We start from the raw sequence: 19,898 nt of genomic DNA, 5'->3' as shown, positions 1-19,898 counted from the left end.
CCGACATGCTGATCCCCCGTAGGGTCAAGCACCGCAAGCAGCACCACCCCAAGCGCAACGGTATGTCCAAGGGTGGAACGCAGGTTGCGTTCGGCGAGTACGGCATCCAGGCGCTGACCCCGGCGTACGTCACGAACCGCCAGATCGAAGCGGCTCGTATCGCCATGACCCGTCACATCAAGCGTGGCGGCAAGGTCTGGATCAACATCTACCCGGACCGCCCCCTCACCAAGAAGCCGGCCGAGACCCGCATGGGTTCCGGTAAGGGTTCGCCGGAGTGGTGGGTCGCCAACGTCAAGCCCGGACGCGTGATGTTCGAGCTGTCGTACCCCAACGAGAAGATCGCCCGTGAGGCGCTGACCCGTGCGGCCCACAAGCTGCCGATGAAGTGCCGGATCGTCAAGCGCGAGGCAGGTGAAGCGTGATGTCGGCCGGTACCAAGGCGTCCGAGCTGCGCGAACTGGGTGACGAGGAGCTTCTGGCGAAGCTCCGCGAAGCCAAGGAAGAGCTGTTCAACCTCCGCTTCCAGGCGGCGACGGGTCAGCTCGAGAACCACGGTCGGCTCAAGGCCGTCCGTAAGGACATCGCGCGGATCTACACCCTGATGCGCGAGCGCGAGCTGGGCATCGAAACGGTGGAGAACGCATGAGCGAGAACAACGTGACTGAGCAGAACACCGAGGCACGCGGATTCCGCAAGACCCGTGAGGGTCTGGTCGTCAGCGACAAGATGGACAAGACCGTCGTCGTCGCCGTCGAGGACCGTGTGAAGCACGCGCTGTACGGCAAGGTCATCCGCCGTACGAACAAGCTCAAGGCCCACGACGAGCAGAACGCCGCGGGTGTCGGCGACCGCGTCCTCCTCATGGAGACCCGGCCGCTGTCCGCGACGAAGCGCTGGCGCGTCGTCGAGATCCTCGAGAAGGCCAAGTAATCCCTCCTAGGGGGACCCCCTAGGCACCGTTCCGCCAGGCTCGGGGCGGGTCGCCGCGCAAGCGGTGCCCGCCCCGGGAACCGGCAGACAACCAGGAGATAGACGTGATCCAGCAGGAGTCGCGACTGCGTGTCGCCGACAACACTGGTGCGAAGGAGATCCTTTGCATCCGTGTGCTCGGTGGCTCCGGTCGCCGCTACGCGGGCATCGGTGACGTCATTGTCGCCACCGTCAAGGACGCGATCCCCGGTGGCAACGTGAAGAAGGGTGACGTCGTCAAGGCGGTCATCGTTCGCACCGTCAAGGAGCGCCGCCGTCCGGACGGCTCGTACATCCGCTTCGACGAGAACGCCGCCGTCATTCTGAAGAACGACGGCGACCCTCGCGGCACCCGTATCTTCGGCCCGGTGGGCCGTGAGCTGCGCGAGAAGAAGTTCATGAAGATCATCTCCCTCGCGCCGGAGGTGCTGTGAGCATGAAGATCAAGAAGGGCGACCTGGTCCAGGTCATCACCGGCAAGGACAAGGGCAAGCAGGGCAAGGTCATCGCGGCCTTCCCCCGCGAGGACCGTGTCCTGGTCGAGGGTGTCAACCGGGTCAAGAAGCACACCAAGGCCGGTCCCACGGCTCGTGGTTCGCAGGCCGGCGGCATCGTCACCACCGAGGCCCCCATTCACGTGAGCAACGTTCAGCTCGTCGTGGAGAAGGACGGTCAGAAGGTCGTGACCCGCGTCGGTTACCGCTTCGACGACGAAGGCAACAAGATCCGCGTTGCCAAGCGGACGGGTGAGGACATCTGATGACGACCACCACCACTCCGCGTCTGAAGACGAAGTACCGCGAGGAGATCGCGGGCAAGCTGCGTGAGGAGTTCTCCTACGAGAACGTCATGCAGGTTCCCGGCCTCGTCAAGATCGTGGTCAACATGGGTGTGGGCGACGCCGCCCGCGACTCCAAGCTGATCGAGGGTGCCATCAAGGACCTCACCACGATCACCGGTCAGAAGCCGGCCGTCACCAAGGCCCGCAAGTCCATCGCGCAGTTCAAGCTGCGTGAGGGTCAGCCGATCGGTGCCCACGTCACGCTCCGTGGCGACCGCATGTGGGAGTTCCTCGACCGCACCCTGTCGCTCGCGCTGCCGCGCATCCGCGACTTCCGCGGTCTGTCCCCCAAGCAGTTCGACGGCCGTGGCAACTACACCTTCGGTCTCACGGAGCAGGTCATGTTCCACGAGATCGACCAGGACAAGATCGACCGTGTCCGGGGTATGGACATCACCGTGGTCACCACGGCGACCAACGACGAAGAGGGCCGCGCCCTTCTCCGTCACCTCGGCTTCCCGTTCAAGGAGGCGTGAGCGAGATGGCGAAGAAGGCTCTCATCGCGAAGGCTGCTCGCAAGCCCAAGTTCGGCGTGCGCGCGTACACCCGCTGCCAGCGCTGCGGTCGTCCGCACTCCGTGTACCGCAAGTTCGGCCTGTGCCGCGTGTGCCTTCGTGAGATGGCTCACCGTGGCGAGCTGCCGGGCGTGACCAAGAGCTCCTGGTAATCCGGTAATTCCGGACTCCCAGGGCTCTCGGTAAGCAATGGGACGGCAGGAGGCCCACCCCGCATGGCTTAGGCTTGTGGGGTTGGGCACCTGCCGTGCCGTACGACTTACTACGCCGTAGGTCCACCGCGCCGCACCCGTCCCGTCTCGGATCGGGGAGAGGGATGGCGCACCAGGAAACCCCGGCGAGAGAGGCCGAAGGCCAATTCATGACCATGACTGATCCGATCGCAGACATGCTTACGCGTCTGCGGAACGCGAACTCGGCGTACCACGACTCCGTGGCGATGCCGCACTCGAAGATCAAGTCGCACATCGCGGAGATCCTCCAGCAGGAGGGCTTCATCACGGGCTGGAAGGTCGAGGACGCCGAGGTCGGCAAGAACCTCGTCCTGGAGCTGAAGTTCGGCCCCAACCGTGAGCGCTCCATCGCGGGCATCAAGCGGATCTCCAAGCCCGGTCTCCGGGTGTACGCGAAGTCCACCAACCTGCCCAAGGTCCTGGGCGGTCTGGGCGTGGCGATCATCTCCACGTCGCACGGGCTGCTGACCGACAAGCAGGCGCAGAAGAAGGGCGTGGGTGGGGAAGTCCTCGCCTACGTCTGGTAACTCGGGAACGGAGGAGAGACAGCAATGTCGCGTATCGGCAAGCTCCCCATCCCGGTTCCCGCCGGCGTGGACGTCACCATCGATGGCCGTACGGTCAAGGTCAAGGGCCCCAAGGGCGAGCTGACCCACACCGTTGCCGCGCCGATCGAGATCGTTAAGGGCGAGGACGGCATTCTCAACGTCACGCGCCCCAACGACGAGCGTCAGAACAAGGCCCTCCACGGCCTGTCCCGCACGCTGGTGGCGAACATGATCACCGGTGTGACCCAGGGATACGTCAAGAAGCTCGAGATCAGCGGTGTCGGCTACCGCGTCCAGGCCAAGGGCTCCAACCTGGAGTTCTCCCTGGGCTACAGCCACCCGATCCTCATCGAGGCCCCCGAGGGCATCACCTTCAAGGTGGAGGCCCCCACCCGTTTCTCGGTCGAGGGCATCGACAAGCAGAAGGTCGGCGAGGTTGCGGCCAACATCCGCAAGCTGCGCAAGCCCGACCCGTACAAGGCCAAGGGCGTCAAGTACGAGGGCGAAGTCATCCGCCGCAAGGTCGGAAAGGCGGGTAAGTAAGCCATGGCATACGGGCAGAAGATCCTCAAGGGCGACGCCTACAAGCGTGCTGCTATCAAGCGTCGTCACATCCGGATCCGCAAGAAGGTCTCGGGTACCGCCGAGCGTCCCCGTCTGGTCGTGACCCGCTCCAACCGCCACATCGTGGCGCAGGTGATCGACGACCTGAAGGGTCACACCCTGGCATCGGCGTCCACGCTGGACAGCTCGATCCGCGGTGGCGAGGGCGACAAGTCCTCGCAGGCCAAGCAGGTCGGCGCCCTGGTCGCCGAGCGTGCCAAGGCCGCCGGTGTCGAGGCAGTCGTGTTCGACCGTGGTGGCAACCAGTACGCGGGGCGCATCGCCGCCCTGGCGGACGCCGCCCGCGAAGCCGGGCTCAAGTTCTGAGCCGGTTCCGTAGCTAGCGGAAACAGAGAGAGGTAATTCCAATGGCTGGACCCCAGCGCCGCGGTGGCGGTGCCGGTGGCGGCGAGCGGCGGGACCGGAAGGGCCGTGACGGCGGCGCTGCTGCCGCCGAGAAGACCGCGTACGTTGAGCGCGTAGTCGCGATCAACCGCGTCGCCAAGGTTGTGAAGGGTGGTCGTCGCTTCAGCTTCACCGCGCTGGTCGTGGTGGGCGACGGTGACGGCACCGTGGGTGTCGGTTACGGCAAGGCCAAGGAGGTGCCGGCCGCCATCGCCAAGGGCGTTGAGGAGGCCAAGAAGCACTTCTTCAAGGTCCCCCGTATCCAGGGCACCATCCCGCACCCCATCCAGGGTGAGAAGGCTGCCGGCGTCGTGCTGCTCAAGCCCGCGTCGCCCGGTACCGGTGTTATCGCCGGTGGTCCGGTGCGTGCCGTGCTCGAGTGCGCCGGTATCCACGACGTCCTGTCGAAGTCGCTCGGCTCCGACAACGCCATCAACATCGTGCACGCCACCGTGGCGGCCCTGAAGGGCCTGCAGCGTCCCGAGGAGATCGCGGCCCGCCGTGGTCTGCCGCTCGAGGACGTCGCTCCCGCGGCTCTGCTGCGTGCGCGTGCCGGGGCGGGTGCGTAATCATGGCGCAGCTCAAGATCACGCAGGTCAAGTCCTACATCGGCAGCAAGCAGAACCACCGTGACACGCTGCGTTCGCTTGGTCTCAAGGGGATCAACGACGTGGTCGTCAAGGAGGACCGCCCCGAGTTCCGCGGCATGGTTCGCCATGTCCGTCACCTCGTGACGGTCGAGGAGGTCGACTGATCATGGCGGAGAACAACCCGCTCAAGATCCACAACCTCCGTCCCGCCCCGGGCGCCAAGACCGCCAAGACCCGTGTCGGTCGTGGTGAGGCGTCGAAGGGTAAGACGGCCGGTCGTGGTACCAAGGGCACGAAGGCCCGCTACCAGGTTCCGGAGCGCTTCGAGGGTGGCCAGATGCCCCTCCACATGCGTCTCCCGAAGCTGAAGGGCTTCAAGAACCCGTTCAAGACCGAGTTCCAGGTCGTGAACCTGGACAAGCTGGCCGCGCTCTACCCGCAGGGTGGCGAGGTCACGGTCGAGGACCTGGTCGCCAAGGGCGCCGTTCGCAAGAACAGCCTCGTGAAGGTGCTCGGTCAGGGTGAGATCACCGTGGCGCTGCAGGTGACGGTCGACGCCGTCTCCGGCTCCGCCAAGGAGAAGATCACCGCTGCCGGTGGCACCGTCACCGAGCTCGTCTGAGCCGGCTGACCCACACGGCGAAGGCCGGGAGTTCCCTCTGGGGGATTCCCGGCCTTTTGCCGTGCGTGGGTGTGCGTGGGGGCGAACGGTCGTGGAGGGCCGCTGAGCCCGCTGTACGGCGGCCGCACGAACTCGTGGGCACGGGAAGGGCGGGGAGCCGCTCAGGGACGCCCGCGGGCACGTGTCGTACGGCGGTGGGAAGACTCACGGGGAGGCGCGGAACGCGGCGCGGGGCGGCGTTCGGGGCGGGGACGCAACGGCGCAGATGGCGCGGAGCGGGCGTACCGACCCTGCCGAGGTGGCCGACGAGGCGGTTTCTTACCGGTGCGGGCTCCGCGTAGGGTAGTCGGCACTGTTAGTCTCCCTGATGGCCTGTCGTCAGACAGGACACAGGAACTGAGACATCCGTCCCTCGCACAACATACCGTCACCTCTCGCGTAGCGAACGCGGGGGTCGCAGGAGGCACCGTGCTCACCGCGTTCGCCCGGGCGTTCAAGACGCCCGACCTGCGCAAGAAGCTGCTCTTCACGCTCGGCATCATCGTGCTGTACCGGATCGGTACGCACATCCCGATCCCCGGTGTGGACTACAAGAGCGTTCAGGAGTGTGTGGACCAGGCGTCCGGCAACCAGGGCCTGTTCGGCCTGGTCAACATGTTCAGCGGCGGCGCCCTGCTCCAGATCACGGTGTTCGCGCTCGGCATCATGCCGTACATCACGGCGAGCATCATCCTGCAGCTGCTGACCGTGGTCATCCCGCGCCTGGAAGCCCTCAAGAAGGAGGGCCAGTCCGGCACGGCGAAGATCACGCAGTACACGCGCTACCTGACGGTCGCGCTCGCCGTCCTGCAGGGCACCGGCCTCGTCGCCACCGCCCGCAGCGGCGCCCTGTTCCAGGGCTGCACGGTCGCGAGCCAGATCGTCCCGGACCGCGCGATCTTCACCACGATCGTCATGGTCGTCACCATGACCGCCGGTACGGCCCTGGTCATGTGGCTCGGTGAGCTGATCACCGACCGCGGCATCGGCAACGGCATGTCGATCCTGATGTTCATCTCGATCGCCGCGACCTTCCCGTCCGCGCTGTGGGCCATCAAGAAGCAGGGCGACCTGGCGGGCGGCTGGATCGAGTTCGGCACCGTCTGCGCCGTCGGTCTGGTGATGATCGGCCTGGTGGTCTTCGTCGAGCAGGCCCAGCGCCGCATTCCGGTCCAGTACGCGAAGCGCATGATCGGCCGCCGGTCCTACGGCGGCACCTCGACGTACATTCCGCTGAAGGTCAACCAGGCGGGCATCATCCCAGTGATCTTCGCCTCGTCGCTGCTCTACATCCCGGCGCTGATCGTCCAGTTCACCAACTCGACCGCGGGCTGGGCGACCTGGATCCGGACGAACTTGGCCGACACGGCGGCGCCGGCGCACATCGCGCTGTACTTCCTCCTGATCGTTTTCTTCGCCTTCTTCTACGTGGCCATCACGTTCAACCCCGAAGAAGTCGCGGACAACATGAAGAAGTATGGTGGCTTCATCCCGGGCATCCGGGCTGGCCGACCGACCGCTGAGTACCTCAGCTTCGTACTCAACCGGATCACCTGGCCGGGTTCGCTGTACTTGGGGCTGATCGCTCTCGTTCCGACAATGGCGTTGGCTGGTTTCGGGGCAAACCAGAACTTCCCGTTCGGCGGCACCAGCATCCTGATCATCGTGGGTGTGGGCCTTGAGACGGTGAAGCAGATCGAGAGCCAGCTTCAGCAGCGCAATTACGAAGGGTTCCTCCGCTGATGCGAATCGTCCTCGTCGGGCCGCCGGGCGCCGGTAAGGGAACGCAGGCCACGCGCCTCGCTGAGACGCTGCGCGTACCGCACATCTCCACGGGCGACCTGTTCCGCGCGAACATCAGCCAGCAGACGGAGCTCGGGAAGCTCGCGAAGTCCTACATGGACGCCGGCAACCTCGTGCCGGACGAGGTCACGATCGCGATGGCCAAGGACCGCATGGAGCAGCCGGACGCCGAGAACGGCTTCCTGCTGGACGGTTTCCCGCGCAACGTCTCCCAGGCCGAGGCGCTCGACGAGCTGCTCGAGTCCGAGGGCATCAAGCTGGACGCCGTGCTCGACCTGGAGGCCCCCGAGGAGGAGGTCGTCAAGCGGATCGCCGGCCGCCGGGTGTGCCGCAACGAGTCGGCGCACGTCTTCCACGTGACGTACAACAAGCCTGCCCAGGAAGGCGTCTGCGACGTGTGCGGCGGCGAGCTGTACCAGCGCGACGACGACTCCGAGGAGACCGTGCGCAAGCGGCTGGAGGTCTACCACACGCAGACCGAGCCGATCATCGACTACTACAAGTCGCAGGGGCTGGTCGTGACCATCTCCGCGATGGGCGCGGTCGACGAGGTCACGGGGCGGGCGCTGGAGGCGCTGAAGCGGGACGACGCGTAGTCCCCACGCAGGTGACGCAGCCGCGGTTCCCCTCGGGGGCCGCGGCTGTGCTGTGGGCGGGCGGGCCGGGCGGGCCGCGCGCCCCTTATCGTTGGAAGCGTTCCTTCTTCCGGTCCAGAAAGGCCCTCGTCACCCATGGTGCAGATCAAGAGCCCCGAGCAGATCGCCAAGATGCGCGAGGCGGGGCTGGTCGTCGCCGCCATCCACGCGGCCACCCGTGAGGCCGCGGTGCCCGGCGCCACCACCAAGGACCTGGACCAGGTCGCCCGCAAGGTGCTCGCCGAGCACAACGCCAAGTCGAACTTCCTCGGGTACGGCGGCTTCCCGGCGACCATCTGCACGTCCGTGAACGAGGTCGTCGTGCACGGCATCCCGTCCGACGACGTCGTCCTCAAGGACGGCGACATCATCTCCATCGACTGCGGCGCGATCATCGACGGCTGGCACGGCGACGCCGCCTACACGGCCTTCGTGGGCTCCGGCCACGCTCCGGAGCTGGTCGCGCTCTCCCGGGTGACCGAGGAGTCGATGTGGGCGGGCATCGCGGCCATGAAGCAGGGCAACCGGCTCGTCGACATCTCCCGTGCCATCGAGACGTACATCCGCCGCCAGCCGAAGCCGGGCGGCGGCAAGTACGGCATCGTCGAGGACTACGGCGGCCACGGCATCGGCACCGAGATGCACATGGACCCGCACCTGCTGAACTACGTCGACCGCCGGCGCGGCAAGGGCCCCAAGCTGGTCCCGGGCTTCTGCCTCGCGATCGAGCCGATGGTGTCCCTCGGCACACCGAAGACCGTCGTCCTGGAGGACGACTGGACGGTCGTCACGACCGACGGCACCTGGTCCTCGCACTGGGAGCACTCCGTCGCCCTGACCGAGGAGGGCCCGCTGGTCCTGACCGCCCCGGACGGCGGCCGGGCCAAGCTCGCCGAGTACGGCGTGACGGCCGCTCCCGATCCGCTCGGTTAACGATCACGGGCGTGGGGCAGGCTTCCCCGATTCGTGTTTCCGGGAGCCCTGACGTAGACTAACTCGTCGGCTCTTGTGTACCCGCATGTCCGCATGGACCTCGGGGGTGCGCCAAGAGTCGATCAAGGTAGTCGATTCGAAGGGCGAAGCGTGGCCAAGAAGCAAGGTGCCATCGAGATCGAGGGCACTGTCGTCGAGTCTCTTCCGAACGCCATGTTCAAGGTCGAGCTCCAGAACGGCCACCAGGTCCTGGCACACATCAGCGGCAAGATGCGTATGCACTACATCCGTATCCTCCCTGACGACCGGGTCGTGGTGGAGCTGTCTCCGTACGACCTGACGCGTGGCCGGATCGTCTACCGCTACAAGTAGATCTTGCCCAGGCCCCGCGTCAGCGGGGTTGCCGGCAACTGACCCGGAGAACCTCACCCCATGAAGGTCAAGCCGAGCGTCAAGAAGATCTGCGACAAGTGCAGGGTGATCCGCCGTCACGGCCGGGTCATGGTCATCTGCGAGAACCCGCGCCACAAGCAGCGCCAGGGCTGACGCACGACCGCACCCTCTGCCTTCGCAGAGATTCGCGCGACGCGAGCTGAATTGTTCATACGCAGAACCCGAGCCGCACGGCTCGACACCCCCGGTTCGGAGGCCGGGGACCCAGTTCGTACCTAGTACGGCGGCTGGGAGCCGGTTCTGTGGAAGACCTCCGAAGATCAAACTGGAGCCATTGAATGGCACGCGTTTCCGGTGTTGACATCCCGCGCGAAAAGCGCGTGGAGATCGCCCTCACCTACGTGTTCGGCATCGGCCGGACTCTCTCGCAGCAGACGCTCGCTGCCACCGGCGTGGACCCGAACACCCGTGTTCGCGACCTCACCGAAGAGCAGCTCGTCGCGATCCGCGAGTACGTCGACAACAACATCAAGACCGAGGGTGACCTCCGTCGCGAGATCCAGGCCGACATCCGCCGCAAGGTCGAGATCGGTACCTACCAGGGTCTGCGTCACCGTCGCGGTCTGCCCGTCCGCGGTCAGCGCACCAGCACGAACGCCCGTACCCGCAAGGGCCCGCGTCGCGCCATCGCCGGCAAGAAGAAGCCGGGCAAGAAGTAGTCCGCAGCGGACTCGCCGTCCAGCGGTCTTCGCTGTAGGACCGACCACCTCCCGTAGGAGATATAGATGCCCCCCAAGGGTCGTCAGGGCGCTGCCAAGAAGGTGCGCCGCAAGGAAAAGAAGAACGTCGCTCACGGCCACGCGCACATCAAGAGCACGTTCAACAACACGATCGTCTCGATCACGGACCCGTCCGGCAACGTGATCTCCTGGGCCTCCGCCGGCCACGTCGGCTTCAAGGGCTCCCGCAAGTCCACGCCGTTCGCCGCGCAGATGGCCGCCGAGTCGGCCGCCCGTCGCGCGCAGGAGCACGGCATGCGCAAGGTCGACGTCTTCGTCAAGGGTCCGGGCTCCGGTCGTGAGACCGCGATCCGCTCCCTGCAGGCCACCGGCCTGGAGGTCGGCTCGATCCAGGACGTCACGCCGACCCCGCACAACGGCTGCCGTCCGCCGAAGCGCCGCCGCGTCTGACGCACGTCGCGTCACAGGCTGTGGTTTCGGGCGGTACGGCACCGTAAAGGGGCTGTGCCGCCCGTATCCTTGCATTACCCGCACTTTTCACGGGTGCGGTTTCCGTCGGGCGTCAAATAGCGGGCGTCCACGAAAGAAGGATCTGATCCACACATGCTGATCGCTCAGCGTCCCTCGTTGACCGAAGAGGTCGTCGACGAGTTCCGCTCCCGGTTCGTGATCGAGCCGCTGGAGCCGGGCTTCGGCTACACCCTCGGCAACTCCCTCCGCCGCACCCTCCTGTCGTCGATCCCCGGTGCCGCTGTCACCAGCATCCGCATCGACGGCGTCCTGCACGAGTTCACCACCGTGCCGGGCGTCAAGGAGGACGTCACCGACCTGATCCTCAACATCAAGCAGCTGGTCGTCTCCTCGGAGCACGACGAGCCGGTCGTGATGTACCTGCGCAAGCAGGGCCCGGGTCTGGTCACCGCCGCCGACATCGCGCCCCCGGCCGGTGTCGAGGTGCACAACCCCGACCTCGTCCTCGCCACGCTCAACGGCAAGGGCAAGCTGGAGATGGAGCTGACGGTCGAGCGCGGCCGCGGTTACGTCTCCGCCGTGCAGAACAAGCAGGTGGGCCAGGAGATCGGCCGTATCCCGGTCGACTCGATCTACTCGCCGGTTCTCAAGGTCACGTACAAGGTCGAGGCGACCCGTGTCGAGCAGCGCACCGACTTCGACAAGCTGATCGTCGACGTCGAGACCAAGCAGGCCATGCGCCCGCGCGACGCCATGGCGTCGGCGGGCAAGACCCTGGTCGAGCTGTTCGGTCTGGCCCGCGAGCTCAACGTCGACGCCGAGGGCATCGACATGGGCCCGTCGCCGACGGACGCCGCCCTGGCCGCCGATCTGGCCCTGCCGATCGAGGAGCTGGAGCTCACCGTCCGGTCGTACAACTGCCTCAAGCGTGAGGGCATCCACTCCGTGGGTGAGCTCGTCGCCCGCTCCGAGGCCGACCTGCTCGACATCCGCAACTTCGGTGCGAAGTCCATCGACGAGGTCAAGGCCAAGCTCGCCGGCATGGGTCTCGCGCTGAAGGACTCGCCTCCCGGGTTCGACCCGACCGCCGCGGCGGACGCCTTCGGCGCCGACGACGACGCGGACGCGGGCTTCGTGGAGACCGAGCAGTACTGAGAGTCGGGCCGTTCGGTCCGTACTCGGGTGCGGGCGGGCTGTGCTTGATCGCGCAGTTCCCCGCGCCCCTTCCGGGTCGCCCCTTCGGGGGATTCCCGGATCTCCGACAGGCAGCCGCCTGCTCGGATACTGACTCCGGTACCTGATACGGCCGGGGCAGACACCTAGGAGAAACACCATGCCGAAGCCCACCAAGGGTGCCCGTCTGGGCGGCAGCGCCGCGCACGAGAAGCTGATGCTCGCGAACCTCGCGAAGTCGCTGTTCGAGCACGGCCGCATCACCACCACCGAGGCGAAGGCGCGCAAGCTGCGTCCGTACGCCGAGCGTCTGGTCACCAAGGCGAAGAAGGGCGACCTTCACAACCGCCGTCAGGTGCTCCAGGTGATCACGGACAAGAGCATCGTCCACACGCTCTTCACCGAGATCGGCCCGCGCTACGAGAACCGTCCGGGTGGTTACACCCGCATCACCAAGATCGGTAACCGCCGTGGCGACAACGCGCCCATGGCTGTCATCGAGCTGGTCGAGGCGCTGACGGTGCAGCAGAACGCGGTCGGCGAGGCCGAGGCCGCGACGAAGCGCGCGGTCAAGGAAGACGCCCTCAAGAAGGACGAGGCCGCCGAGGCCAAGTCCGACGAGGCTGCCGAGGCTCCCGCCGAGCCCGCCGCGGACGCGGCTGGTGACGACGCCAAGGACGCCTGACGCTTCAGCGTCGTGACGGGCCCGCTCCCTTCGGGGGGCGGGCCTTTCGCCTGTGGGGGAACAGTGGGCAACTCGGGGCAACCCTCCAGCTGGTTCAAGGGTCAAAGGCTGCGGTGCGCACCTGACGCGCGCCATGTCCCGCTGTTTTTCCGCCTGTTCCACCTGCACGGGGGGTCCCATGCCTTCTCTCGCCGCCGCGCGGCGCAGTATCTCCGCGTTCGCGCTGGCCTCACTGGCCGCCGTCACGCTCGCCGTTCCCGCCCATGCCGACGAGGCGCCGCTGCCCGTCACCGTCACCGGCCCCGAGAGCGTGAACCTCTCGCTGCACCCGGAGAACGGCGAGTCGGGTGATTCCGGTGAGCCGCAGATCGAGCTGGGGCTCCGGGCGCCCGGCGAGCCGGTGCCGGACGAGAACGGCGTCACCTGGCCGGTCCACCAGGGCTCCTACACGATCACCGTGGACGCCCGCTCGCTGGCAGGGGCGGCGTCGGTGGACTTCTCCCAGCTCGACCCGGGCGCGGGGTGCTCCGTCGACGGGCTGGTCGCCACCTGCGCCGGCTACGAGATCTACGCCGGCAGTGACTACAACGACTTCGGCGGCATCCGCCTCGACGTGACCGACGAGAGCGCCGCCGGCGACTTCGGCAGCATCGAGATCACGGCCGAGGGCGAGGGCGTCGACTTCACCGGGCACACCGTGGACGTGCTGGTCGGCGGGCCGGAGCTGCGCATGAAGCAGCTGGCCGAGCCGGCGGACCTCCGGGCCGGGGGCACCTTCCAGGCGCCGCTGGGCTTCCACAACGTCGGCGGCCTCGGCGGTCACGGCGTCGTGCTGCGGATCTCCGGCAGCCGCGGCCTGTCCTTCGCCGGCGACTTCGGCAACTGCTCGTACGACCCGCACGACCCCGACGACCTGCTCGGCCAGTCCTCGGCGATCTGCGTCTTCGACAGCGACTTCGCGGGCGACGCGGCGTACGGGCTGAGCACCCCCTTCCCGGTCGCCACGGCCGACTTCGCGCTCAACGACGTGCTGCACTACAGCTTCACCGCCATGCCCGTCGAGCAGGCGCGGGAACTGCTGGCCCAGGGCGACTACCGGGCGGGCGACGGGGTGGCGCTGGAACTGGTCCGGGTGCCGGACGCCGACCCGGCCGACTACGCGCGGTACGCGGAGCTCGACCTCCCGACGACGAACACCTTCGACCTCGACCTGACCGGTGAGCGGCTGCGGGCCCGTCAGGGTGCCACGGTGTCGGTGGACGTCGGCTTCCAGAACCACGGTCCGGCCTGGCTGGCCCTGCTGCGCTCCGGCGGCGAGCCGGTCTCCTTCCGGGTGGACCTGCCGCAGGGAACCACGGTCACCTCGGTCCCCGAGGGGTGCAGCCCCGGCTGGGAGGGCGGCTACATGTGCTTCATCGGCACGCCCATCCGGGAGGACGCCTCCAGCACCTTCACCTTCGGCCTCCGCGTCGACGAGGTGATCAAGGGCGCGACCGGCCGGGCGTACTTCCCGTACACGATGCGCAACGAGGGCAACCCGGCGAACGACTCCGGGGAGATCGTCCTGAACCCGGTGGGCAGGGGCTGATCGCACGGCGTGGCGGGCCCCTCCCCGGCAGGGGGGTGGGCCCGCCTTGTCGTGCGCGGTGAGAGGATCGAGGCGTGAGTGATGAGGTGGAGCCCGGGTTCGTACGGGTGCGGATGGACCTCTCGTACGACGGGACCGAGTTCTCCGGGTGGGCCAAGCAGGCCGGCGGGCGCAGGACCGTGCAGGGCGAGATCGAGGACGCGCTGCGCACCGTGACCCGGTCCGGGGACACGACGTACGAGCTGACGGTGGCCGGGCGGACCGACGCCGGGGTGCACGCGCGCGGGCAGGTGGCCCATGTGGACCTGCCGGCCGGGCTGTGGGCCGAGCACCGGGAGAAGCTGCTGAAGCGGCTCGCCGGGCGGCTGCCGCGCGATGTCCGGATCTGGTCGCTCACCGAGGCCCCGGCCGGTTTCAACGCCCGCTTCTCGGCGATCTGGCGGCGCTACGCCTACCGCGTCACCGACAACCCGGGCGGCGTCGACCCGCTGCTGCGGGGCCACGTCCTGTGGCACGACTGGCCGCTCGACGTCGACGCCATGAACGAGGCGGCCGAACGGCTGCTGGGCGAGCACGACTTCGCCGCCTACTGCAAGAAGCGGGACGGCGCGACCACCATCCGCACGCTCCAGGAACTCAGCCTGGTGCGGGGCGACGACGGCATCGTCACGGCGACCGTGCGGGCCGACGCCTTCTGCCACAACATGGTGCGCTCGCTGATCGGGGCGCTGCTGTTCGTCGGCGACGGCCACCGCCCGCCGGACTGGCCGGGCAAGGTACTCGCCGCGGGCGTACGGGACTCGGCGGTGCACGTCGTACGGCCGCACGGGCTCACGCTGGAGGAGGTCGGCTATCCGGCGGACGAGCTGCTGGCGGCGCGCAACAAGGAGGCGCGGAACAGGCGGTCGCTGCCGGTGCCGCCGACGGCTGGTTGCTGCTGAGGCCGATGGCGGCGCCGCTGTCGTAGCGGCGGCCGGGCCCGGTGGCCGTGAGACGTGTCACGGCTCCCGCGCGAAGACCCTGCGCAGCGCCAAGCGGCTGTGAGTCGCGGCGGCGTCGTGCGACCCACCCGCCGTGGTTACTCGTTCGCCGCCGCCGACGCCTGGGCCTCGCCGCGGCGGCGGATCTGGCGGAAGGCGAACTCGGCCAGGTCGTCGCCGGACGCGAACACCTCGGTGTTCTTCTCGGTGACGTCCTTGCCGCTGGTGTAGCCGGCGATGGTGAAGTAGGCGTAGCGGCCGTAGGAGTTGGTGGTCGAGCGGCACACCGCGCCCGTGCAGAACGGCTGTACGCCGCCGCCGGACAGGGAGCGGACGATGCTCTTGGTGTCGGCCTGCTTCTTCGCCTTCAGCGCCTGCGCCTCGGTGTCGAAGACGGCGACGCCGACGGTCACGGCGACGCCGTCCCGGGTGTAGGTGACGCGCATCAGACGGGTGCAGTCGTTCGCCGTGAGGACCTTCGGCAGGGTGCCCTGCGCCGCGGACGAGCAGTTCCGGGAGTCCGCCGTCGGGCCCTTCTTGTACACGGTCTCGGCCATGGTGAGCTGCGTGCCCGGGAAGAGGATGTCGGGGCTGAGCGGCGCCTTGTCCTTCTTCTCGCTGGACACGAAGTCCTTCGGGTCCAGCGGGGGAGGTGCCGTGGTCGGGTCGAACGACGGCGCCCCGGCGCTCTTGCTCGGGATGTCGGCCGAGGGCAGCTGCGAGGCCGACTCGTCCGACGGCTTGTCGCCGCCGTTCGCCGAGACGACGGCCACCGCGACGGCAGCGCCTATCGCGACGGTGGCGAGCGCGCCACCGCCGATGAGCAGCAGCCGGCGCCGCTTGGCGCGGGCTTCGGAGGCCTCGGCGAGCGCCGCCCAGTCCGGGGTGTCGCCGCCGCTGTTCCAGGGCTGCTGAGAATGTGGTTTCCAGGGATCCCACTGAGACTGGGGTCCCCCCTGCCCGAAGCTCATGGGGCGCATCTTAGACGGGGCCCGACGGGGCACGGGGCGTGCTGGTCCGCCCCAACGGGCCCGACGGGCCTTAGCGTTCTGCCAATGAGGACAGACAAAAGCGGCATCTCCGGGTGGTTGGTGCGACCTGCCGGATGGCACCTGTGGGCCGGGCTCGCCGTCGTGCTCGCCGTGCTCGCCGCGCGGACCGTGCGATGGCGGGTGGACGGCGGGATGGACAACGCCATCGTCGTCGAGGCCGCCCACACCTGGCTCCACGGCGGCTCCCCCTACGACGACCCGCACTTCCTGTACCTGCCGAGCGCGGTCCTGGCCGCCGTACCGCAGGCCCTGCTGCCGCAGGACGTGCTGCGCGTGCTGGTGCCGCCCGCGGTGACCGGCTGCCTGGCGCTGGGCTGGGCCTGCGCCCTGCGCCTGCACGAGGTGCCGCTGCGCAGCCGCCTCGCCGCCCTGGGTCTCGGTGGCCTGGCGGTGGGCTTCGCACCGTTCGGGCATCTGGTGCACCTGGGCAACTGGACGGTGACCGCCGCCCTCGCGCTGCCCCTGAGCCTGCTGCTGGCGGGCCGGGGCCGGTGGGTGGCGGCGGGCGCGGTGGTCGGCGCGGCCGTGGCGCTGAAGCCGCTGCTGGCCCCGCTGGCGCTGCTGTTCCTGTTCGCGCGGCAGTGGCGGGCGCTGGCCGTGCTGGTCCTGCTGCCCGCCGTCGCGTCCGTGTCGGCCGCGCTGCTGATGCCGGACCCGGCGGGCTTCTTCACCCGCACCCTGCCGTTCCTGCTCAGCGGCGACGACGGCTTCGTCCGCCTCTACGAGGCCTCGCCCGCCGCCGTGCTGCCCCGGCTCGGCGTGCCCCGGCCGCTCGCCGGTGCGCTCGCGCTGGCGGCGGCCGGCGCCGGGGTGCTGTGCGCGTACCGGCGCTGGCGGCGCGCGGACCCAGGCCCGCTGCGGCTCGCCGAGACGGCCGCGACCCTCATGCTCTCGGCGTTCCTGGTGTCCCGGCCGTCGTACGACCACTACCTCGTGGTCGTCGTGCCGGTGCTGCTCGCCGGGCTGCCGTACGCCGGGGCCGTGGCCCGCGTCCCCTGGTTCTGGCTCGCCCTCGTGCCGCAGCTGCCGGGGCTGACCTGGCCCTATCTGGAGCGGGAGCAGCGGCGCGCCTTCAAGGACGCCTTCACGCTGTGCGCCCTCGCGGTCACGCTCATGCGGCACGCGCTCGCGCCCCCGGCGCCCGGGGTGCCCGGCGGGCCGGGCGAGGGGCGGGCGGAGGGTGCGGGTCGCGTACCCTGGGAGAGGCAGGAGCCAGGCGTTCGGCGGGATCGATCGTTTTGACCCGTCCGGGGCAGCCCGGCTATCCTGCGTGTTCGTTGTGTATTGGCTTGCTCATTCTCACGGGACGGGCCCTTACACCGGTCCACCGGGCCGATGACCAGCGACCCCATGTACGCGGTATGCGTCGCCGCCGTGCGGTCAAGGCTGTCGTGATCGTTTCGGTGACCTTGTCAGGACCATTCACTCGAAGCGAAGGCTACGAACCGTGCGTACGTACAGCCCCAAGCCCGGCGATGTGACGCGCCAGTGGCACGTCATCGACGCTCAGGACGTTGTCCTGGGCCGTCTCGCCACCACCGCCGCCACCCTTCTGCGGGGCAAGCACAAGCCGATCTACGCGCCGCACGTCGACGCTGGTGACTTCGTCATCATCATCAACGCCGACAAGGTGCACCTCTCCGGCAACAAGCGGACCCAGAAGATGGCGTACCGCCACTCCGGCTACCCGGGTGGTCTGCGCTCTGTCCGTTACGACGAGCTGCTCGACAAGAACCCCGAGAAGGCCATCGAGAAGGCCGTCAAGGGCATGCTCCCCAAGAACACTCTGGGCCGTCAGATGCTCTCGAAGCTGAAGGTCTACAAGGGTGACCAGCACCCGCACGCTGCGCAGCAGCCGGTGCCGTTCGAGATCACCCAGGTCGCGCAGTAAGTCCGGCCACCCCCTAAGACTGAAGAGAATCTGAGGAGAATCGTGGCCGAGACCACTGCCGAGCAGCCGCTCGAAGAGATCGACATCGACAGCTACACCACCGAGTCCGAGGTGCCCGTCGAGGGCGAGTACACCTCGGAGTCCATGGCCTCCCGCTTCGGCGAGCCCCAGCCGGCCGCCGGCCTGGGCCGCCGCAAGAACGCCATCGCCCGCGTCCGGATCGTCCCGGGCACCGGCAAGTGGAAGATCAACGGCCGCACCCTTGAGGACTACTTCCCGAACAAGGTGCACCAGCAGGAAGTCAACGAGCCCTTCAAGGTGCTCGAGCTGGAGGGCCGTTACGACGTCGTCGCCCGCATCGCCGGTGGCGGTGTCTCCGGCCAGGCCGGTGCCCTGCGCCTCGGTGTCGCCCGCGCCCTCAACGAGGCCGACGTCGACAACAACCGCGGTCCGCTGAAGAAGGCCGGCTTCCTGCGCCGCGACGACCGCGCGGTCGAGCGGAAGAAGGCCGGTCTGAAGAAGGCCCGCAAGGCTCCGCAGTACAGCAAGCGCTAAGCTCCGCTGCCTGCTCGTACGTCCTACGAGTCGGACCGGCTCGCTCGTACGTACTCCGAACGCCCCGGCGGCACGCCACAGTGCTGCCGGGGCGTTCGTTTATCACGGCCGTTGGGCGTATAACGGCACAAGACGCTCAAAGGCTTGTGTGTTCGGATGACCGGGCATGGACCGGCATCACGGCCCGGGCCGCGGGAGCCGCCTGCGTGAGCCGCACCGGCAGGTTTCCCGTAACTGACGCTTCCTCAGGAGGACAAGTGGGACGACTCTTCGGCACGGACGGCGTGCGCGGTGTCGCCAACGCGGACCTGACGGCGGAGATGGCGCTCGGCCTCTCCGTCGCCGCGGCGCACGTGCTGGCCGAGGCGGGCACGTTCGAGGGGCACCGGCCGACCGCCGTGGTCGGACGTGATCCGCGCGCGTCCGGGGAGTTCCTGGAGGCCGCCGTGGTCGCCGGCCTCGCCAGCGCCGGCGTCGACGTCCTCAAGGCCGGCGTGCTGCCGACGCCCGCGGTCGCCCACCTGACCGGCGCGCTCGGCGCCGACCTCGGCGTCATGCTGTCCGCCAGCCACAACGCCATGCCGGACAACGGCATCAAGTTCTTCGCCCGCGGCGGCCACAAACTCGCCGACGAGCTGGAGGACCGCATCGAGGCCGTCTACGAGGAGCACCGCACCGGCGCCCCCTGGGACCGCCCGACCGGCGCGGGCGTCGGCCGGGTCCGCGACTACGACGAAGGGCTCGACCAGTACGTCGCCCACCTCGTCGGCGTGCTGCCCAACCGGCTCGACGGCCTGAAGATCGTCCTGGACGAGGCGCACGGCGCCGCCTTCCGCGTCTCGCCCGAGGCCTTCACCCGGGCCGGCGCCGAGGTCGTCACGATCGGCGCCGAGCCCGACGGCCTCAACATCAACGACGGCTGCGGCTCCACCCACCTCGGCCTGCTGTCGGCCGCCGTCGTCGAGCACGGCGCCGATCTCGGCATCGCCCACGACGGCGACGCCGACCGCTGCCTCGCCGTGGACCACACCGGCGCCGAGGTCGACGGCGACCAGATCCTCGCCGTGCTCGCGCTGGCGATGCGGGAGCGTGGCGCGCTGCGCTCCGAGACCGTCGTCGCCACCGTCATGTCGAACTTGGGCTTCAAGCTCGCCATGGAGCGCGAGGGCATCTCCCTCGTGCAGACCGCCGTCGGCGACCGCTACGTCCTGGAGGAGATGAAGGAGCACGGCTTCGCCCTCGGCGGCGAGCAGTCCGGGCACGTCATCGTCCTCGACCACGCCACCACGGGCGACGGCACCCTCACCGGCCTGCTGCTGGCCGCGCGGATCGCCGAGTCCGGCCGGACGCTCCGGGAGCTGGCGTCCGTCATGGAGCGGCTGCCGCAGGTGCTGATCAACGTGAAGGACGTCGACAAGTCCCGCGTGCGGACCTCCGCCGACCTCGCCGCCGCGGTGGTCGAGGCCGAGCGGGAGCTGGGCTCGACGGGGCGGGTGCTGCTGCGCCCCTCCGGCACCGAACCGCTGGTCCGCGTCATGGTCGAGGCCGCCGACATCGACCAGGCCCGCTCGGTGGCGAGCCGACTGGCCGACGCGGTGAAGTCGGCGCTCGGCTAGTCCGTCTCCGGCGGG

At 68.6% G+C, this 19,898-nt stretch carries 29 protein-coding genes; 28 read left to right on the top strand and 1 reads right to left on the bottom strand.

The window, feature by feature from the left end:
• Positions 1-5: 5 nt before the first annotated feature.
• The 24 genes from rplP (at position 6) to truA (ending at position 14,730) form a co-directional block, all read left to right on the top strand.
• Positions 6-425, top strand: coding sequence for a 50S ribosomal protein L16 (gene rplP, locus QC282_RS10065; RefSeq protein WP_029380975.1), 420 nt, complete (start codon positions 6-8; stop codon positions 423-425).
• Complete coding sequence (gene rpmC, locus QC282_RS10060; protein WP_030831683.1) at positions 425-649, top strand: 50S ribosomal protein L29; 225 nt, start codon at positions 425-427, stop codon at positions 647-649. Before rplP ends, rpmC begins: the two co-directional genes overlap by 1 nt.
• Positions 646-933, top strand: a complete 288-nt coding sequence (rpsQ, locus tag QC282_RS10055; protein ID WP_020941675.1) for a 30S ribosomal protein S17 — start codon at positions 646-648, stop codon at positions 931-933. Before rpmC ends, rpsQ begins: the two co-directional genes overlap by 4 nt.
• A 104-nt stretch (positions 934-1,037) precedes the next feature.
• Positions 1,038-1,406, top strand: a complete 369-nt coding sequence (gene rplN / locus QC282_RS10050; RefSeq protein ID WP_003998823.1) for a 50S ribosomal protein L14 — start codon at positions 1,038-1,040, stop codon at positions 1,404-1,406.
• A gap of 2 nt (positions 1,407-1,408) precedes the next feature.
• Positions 1,409-1,732, top strand: a complete 324-nt coding sequence (gene rplX / locus QC282_RS10045; RefSeq protein WP_133919849.1) for a 50S ribosomal protein L24 — start codon at positions 1,409-1,411, stop codon at positions 1,730-1,732.
• Positions 1,732-2,289 carry a 50S ribosomal protein L5 gene (gene rplE, locus QC282_RS10040; protein ID WP_279548908.1) on the top strand — a complete coding sequence of 186 codons (558 nt, stop codon included), beginning with the start codon at positions 1,732-1,734 and terminating at the stop codon, positions 2,287-2,289. Before rplX ends, rplE begins: the two co-directional genes overlap by 1 nt.
• A gap of 5 nt (positions 2,290-2,294) precedes the next feature.
• The gene (locus QC282_RS10035) at positions 2,295-2,480 is read left to right on the top strand and encodes a type Z 30S ribosomal protein S14 (protein WP_003956452.1); all 186 of its coding nucleotides are present in this window, start codon (positions 2,295-2,297) and stop codon (positions 2,478-2,480) included.
• Between the two features lie 209 nt (positions 2,481-2,689).
• On the top strand, positions 2,690-3,088 hold the full coding sequence (gene rpsH / locus QC282_RS10030) for a 30S ribosomal protein S8 (protein WP_003992367.1): 399 nt from the start codon (positions 2,690-2,692) through the stop codon (positions 3,086-3,088).
• A gap of 24 nt (positions 3,089-3,112) precedes the next feature.
• Positions 3,113-3,652: a 50S ribosomal protein L6 gene (gene rplF / locus QC282_RS10025; protein ID WP_279548907.1), complete on the top strand. Its 540-nt coding sequence runs from the start codon at positions 3,113-3,115 to the stop codon at positions 3,650-3,652.
• Positions 3,653-3,655: 3 nt separating this feature from the next.
• Positions 3,656-4,039, top strand: a complete 384-nt coding sequence (rplR, locus tag QC282_RS10020; protein ID WP_279548906.1) for a 50S ribosomal protein L18 — start codon at positions 3,656-3,658, stop codon at positions 4,037-4,039.
• Positions 4,040-4,080: 41 nt separating this feature from the next.
• The gene (gene rpsE / locus QC282_RS10015) at positions 4,081-4,686 is read left to right on the top strand and encodes a 30S ribosomal protein S5 (RefSeq protein ID WP_003992370.1); all 606 of its coding nucleotides are present in this window, start codon (positions 4,081-4,083) and stop codon (positions 4,684-4,686) included.
• A gap of 2 nt (positions 4,687-4,688) precedes the next feature.
• Complete coding sequence (rpmD, locus tag QC282_RS10010) at positions 4,689-4,871, top strand: 50S ribosomal protein L30 (RefSeq protein ID WP_279548905.1); 183 nt, start codon at positions 4,689-4,691, stop codon at positions 4,869-4,871.
• A gap of 2 nt (positions 4,872-4,873) precedes the next feature.
• On the top strand, positions 4,874-5,329 hold the full coding sequence (gene rplO / locus QC282_RS10005) for a 50S ribosomal protein L15 (RefSeq protein ID WP_279548904.1): 456 nt from the start codon (positions 4,874-4,876) through the stop codon (positions 5,327-5,329).
• Positions 5,330-5,797: 468 nt separating this feature from the next.
• Positions 5,798-7,111 carry a preprotein translocase subunit SecY gene (gene secY, locus QC282_RS10000; protein WP_279548903.1) on the top strand — a complete coding sequence of 438 codons (1,314 nt, stop codon included), beginning with the start codon at positions 5,798-5,800 and terminating at the stop codon, positions 7,109-7,111.
• Complete coding sequence (locus tag QC282_RS09995; protein WP_279548902.1) at positions 7,111-7,767, top strand: adenylate kinase; 657 nt, start codon at positions 7,111-7,113, stop codon at positions 7,765-7,767. The genes secY and QC282_RS09995 overlap by 1 nt, the downstream gene beginning before the upstream one ends.
• A gap of 135 nt (positions 7,768-7,902) precedes the next feature.
• Complete coding sequence (gene map, locus QC282_RS09990) at positions 7,903-8,739, top strand: type I methionyl aminopeptidase (protein ID WP_279548901.1); 837 nt, start codon at positions 7,903-7,905, stop codon at positions 8,737-8,739.
• 150 nt (positions 8,740-8,889) lie between these two features.
• Entirely contained in the window at positions 8,890-9,111 is a 222-nt protein-coding gene (infA, locus tag QC282_RS09985) for a translation initiation factor IF-1 (protein WP_003948620.1), read from the top strand.
• Positions 9,112-9,171: 60 nt separating this feature from the next.
• On the top strand, positions 9,172-9,285 hold the full coding sequence (rpmJ, locus tag QC282_RS09980; RefSeq protein ID WP_003998809.1) for a 50S ribosomal protein L36: 114 nt from the start codon (positions 9,172-9,174) through the stop codon (positions 9,283-9,285).
• A 185-nt stretch (positions 9,286-9,470) separates the two neighbouring features.
• The gene (rpsM, locus tag QC282_RS09975; RefSeq protein WP_006130767.1) at positions 9,471-9,851 is read left to right on the top strand and encodes a 30S ribosomal protein S13; all 381 of its coding nucleotides are present in this window, start codon (positions 9,471-9,473) and stop codon (positions 9,849-9,851) included.
• A 66-nt stretch (positions 9,852-9,917) separates the two neighbouring features.
• Positions 9,918-10,322 (top strand): 30S ribosomal protein S11, encoded by a 405-nt coding sequence (gene rpsK / locus QC282_RS09970; RefSeq protein ID WP_003956432.1) that lies wholly within the window; start codon positions 9,918-9,920, stop codon positions 10,320-10,322.
• A 153-nt stretch (positions 10,323-10,475) separates the two neighbouring features.
• Positions 10,476-11,498 carry a DNA-directed RNA polymerase subunit alpha gene (locus tag QC282_RS09965; protein WP_009715858.1) on the top strand — a complete coding sequence of 341 codons (1,023 nt, stop codon included), beginning with the start codon at positions 10,476-10,478 and terminating at the stop codon, positions 11,496-11,498.
• A gap of 178 nt (positions 11,499-11,676) precedes the next feature.
• Positions 11,677-12,201: a 50S ribosomal protein L17 gene (rplQ, locus tag QC282_RS09960; RefSeq protein ID WP_279548900.1), complete on the top strand. Its 525-nt coding sequence runs from the start codon at positions 11,677-11,679 to the stop codon at positions 12,199-12,201.
• A 178-nt stretch (positions 12,202-12,379) separates the two neighbouring features.
• Complete coding sequence (locus tag QC282_RS09955; RefSeq protein WP_279548899.1) at positions 12,380-13,789, top strand: hypothetical protein; 1,410 nt, start codon at positions 12,380-12,382, stop codon at positions 13,787-13,789.
• A gap of 74 nt (positions 13,790-13,863) precedes the next feature.
• A complete protein-coding gene (gene truA, locus QC282_RS09950) occupies positions 13,864-14,730 on the top strand; it encodes a tRNA pseudouridine(38-40) synthase TruA (RefSeq protein WP_279548898.1) in 867 nt (288 codons plus the stop codon).
• Between the two features lie 137 nt (positions 14,731-14,867).
• On the opposite strand, the gene QC282_RS09945 is transcribed toward truA, so the two are convergent.
• Entirely contained in the window at positions 14,868-15,740 is an 873-nt protein-coding gene (locus QC282_RS09945) for a hypothetical protein (protein ID WP_279548897.1), read from the bottom strand.
• Between the two features lie 84 nt (positions 15,741-15,824).
• Between QC282_RS09945 and QC282_RS09940 the strand changes: the two genes are divergently transcribed.
• The 4 genes from QC282_RS09940 to glmM all read left to right on the top strand — a co-directional run bounded on the left by QC282_RS09940 (position 15,825) and on the right by glmM (position 19,883).
• Positions 15,825-17,063: a glycosyltransferase 87 family protein gene (locus QC282_RS09940; RefSeq protein ID WP_279548896.1), complete on the top strand. Its 1,239-nt coding sequence runs from the start codon at positions 15,825-15,827 to the stop codon at positions 17,061-17,063.
• Positions 17,064-17,268: 205 nt separating this feature from the next.
• Positions 17,269-17,712, top strand: coding sequence for a 50S ribosomal protein L13 (gene rplM / locus QC282_RS09935; protein ID WP_030345455.1), 444 nt, complete (start codon positions 17,269-17,271; stop codon positions 17,710-17,712).
• Between the two features lie 42 nt (positions 17,713-17,754).
• Entirely contained in the window at positions 17,755-18,267 is a 513-nt protein-coding gene (rpsI, locus tag QC282_RS09930) for a 30S ribosomal protein S9 (RefSeq protein WP_279548895.1), read from the top strand.
• Positions 18,268-18,524: 257 nt separating this feature from the next.
• Positions 18,525-19,883 carry a phosphoglucosamine mutase gene (gene glmM, locus QC282_RS09925; protein WP_279548894.1) on the top strand — a complete coding sequence of 453 codons (1,359 nt, stop codon included), beginning with the start codon at positions 18,525-18,527 and terminating at the stop codon, positions 19,881-19,883.
• Positions 19,884-19,898: the final 15 nt, after the last annotated feature.

The organism is Streptomyces sp. DH24 (genome assembly GCF_029813775.1).
Taxonomy (GTDB): Bacteria; Actinomycetota; Actinomycetes; order Streptomycetales; family Streptomycetaceae; genus Streptomyces.
The sequence above is the reverse complement of the archived record's forward strand: the minus strand, read 5'-3'. Positions and strand labels throughout refer to the sequence as shown.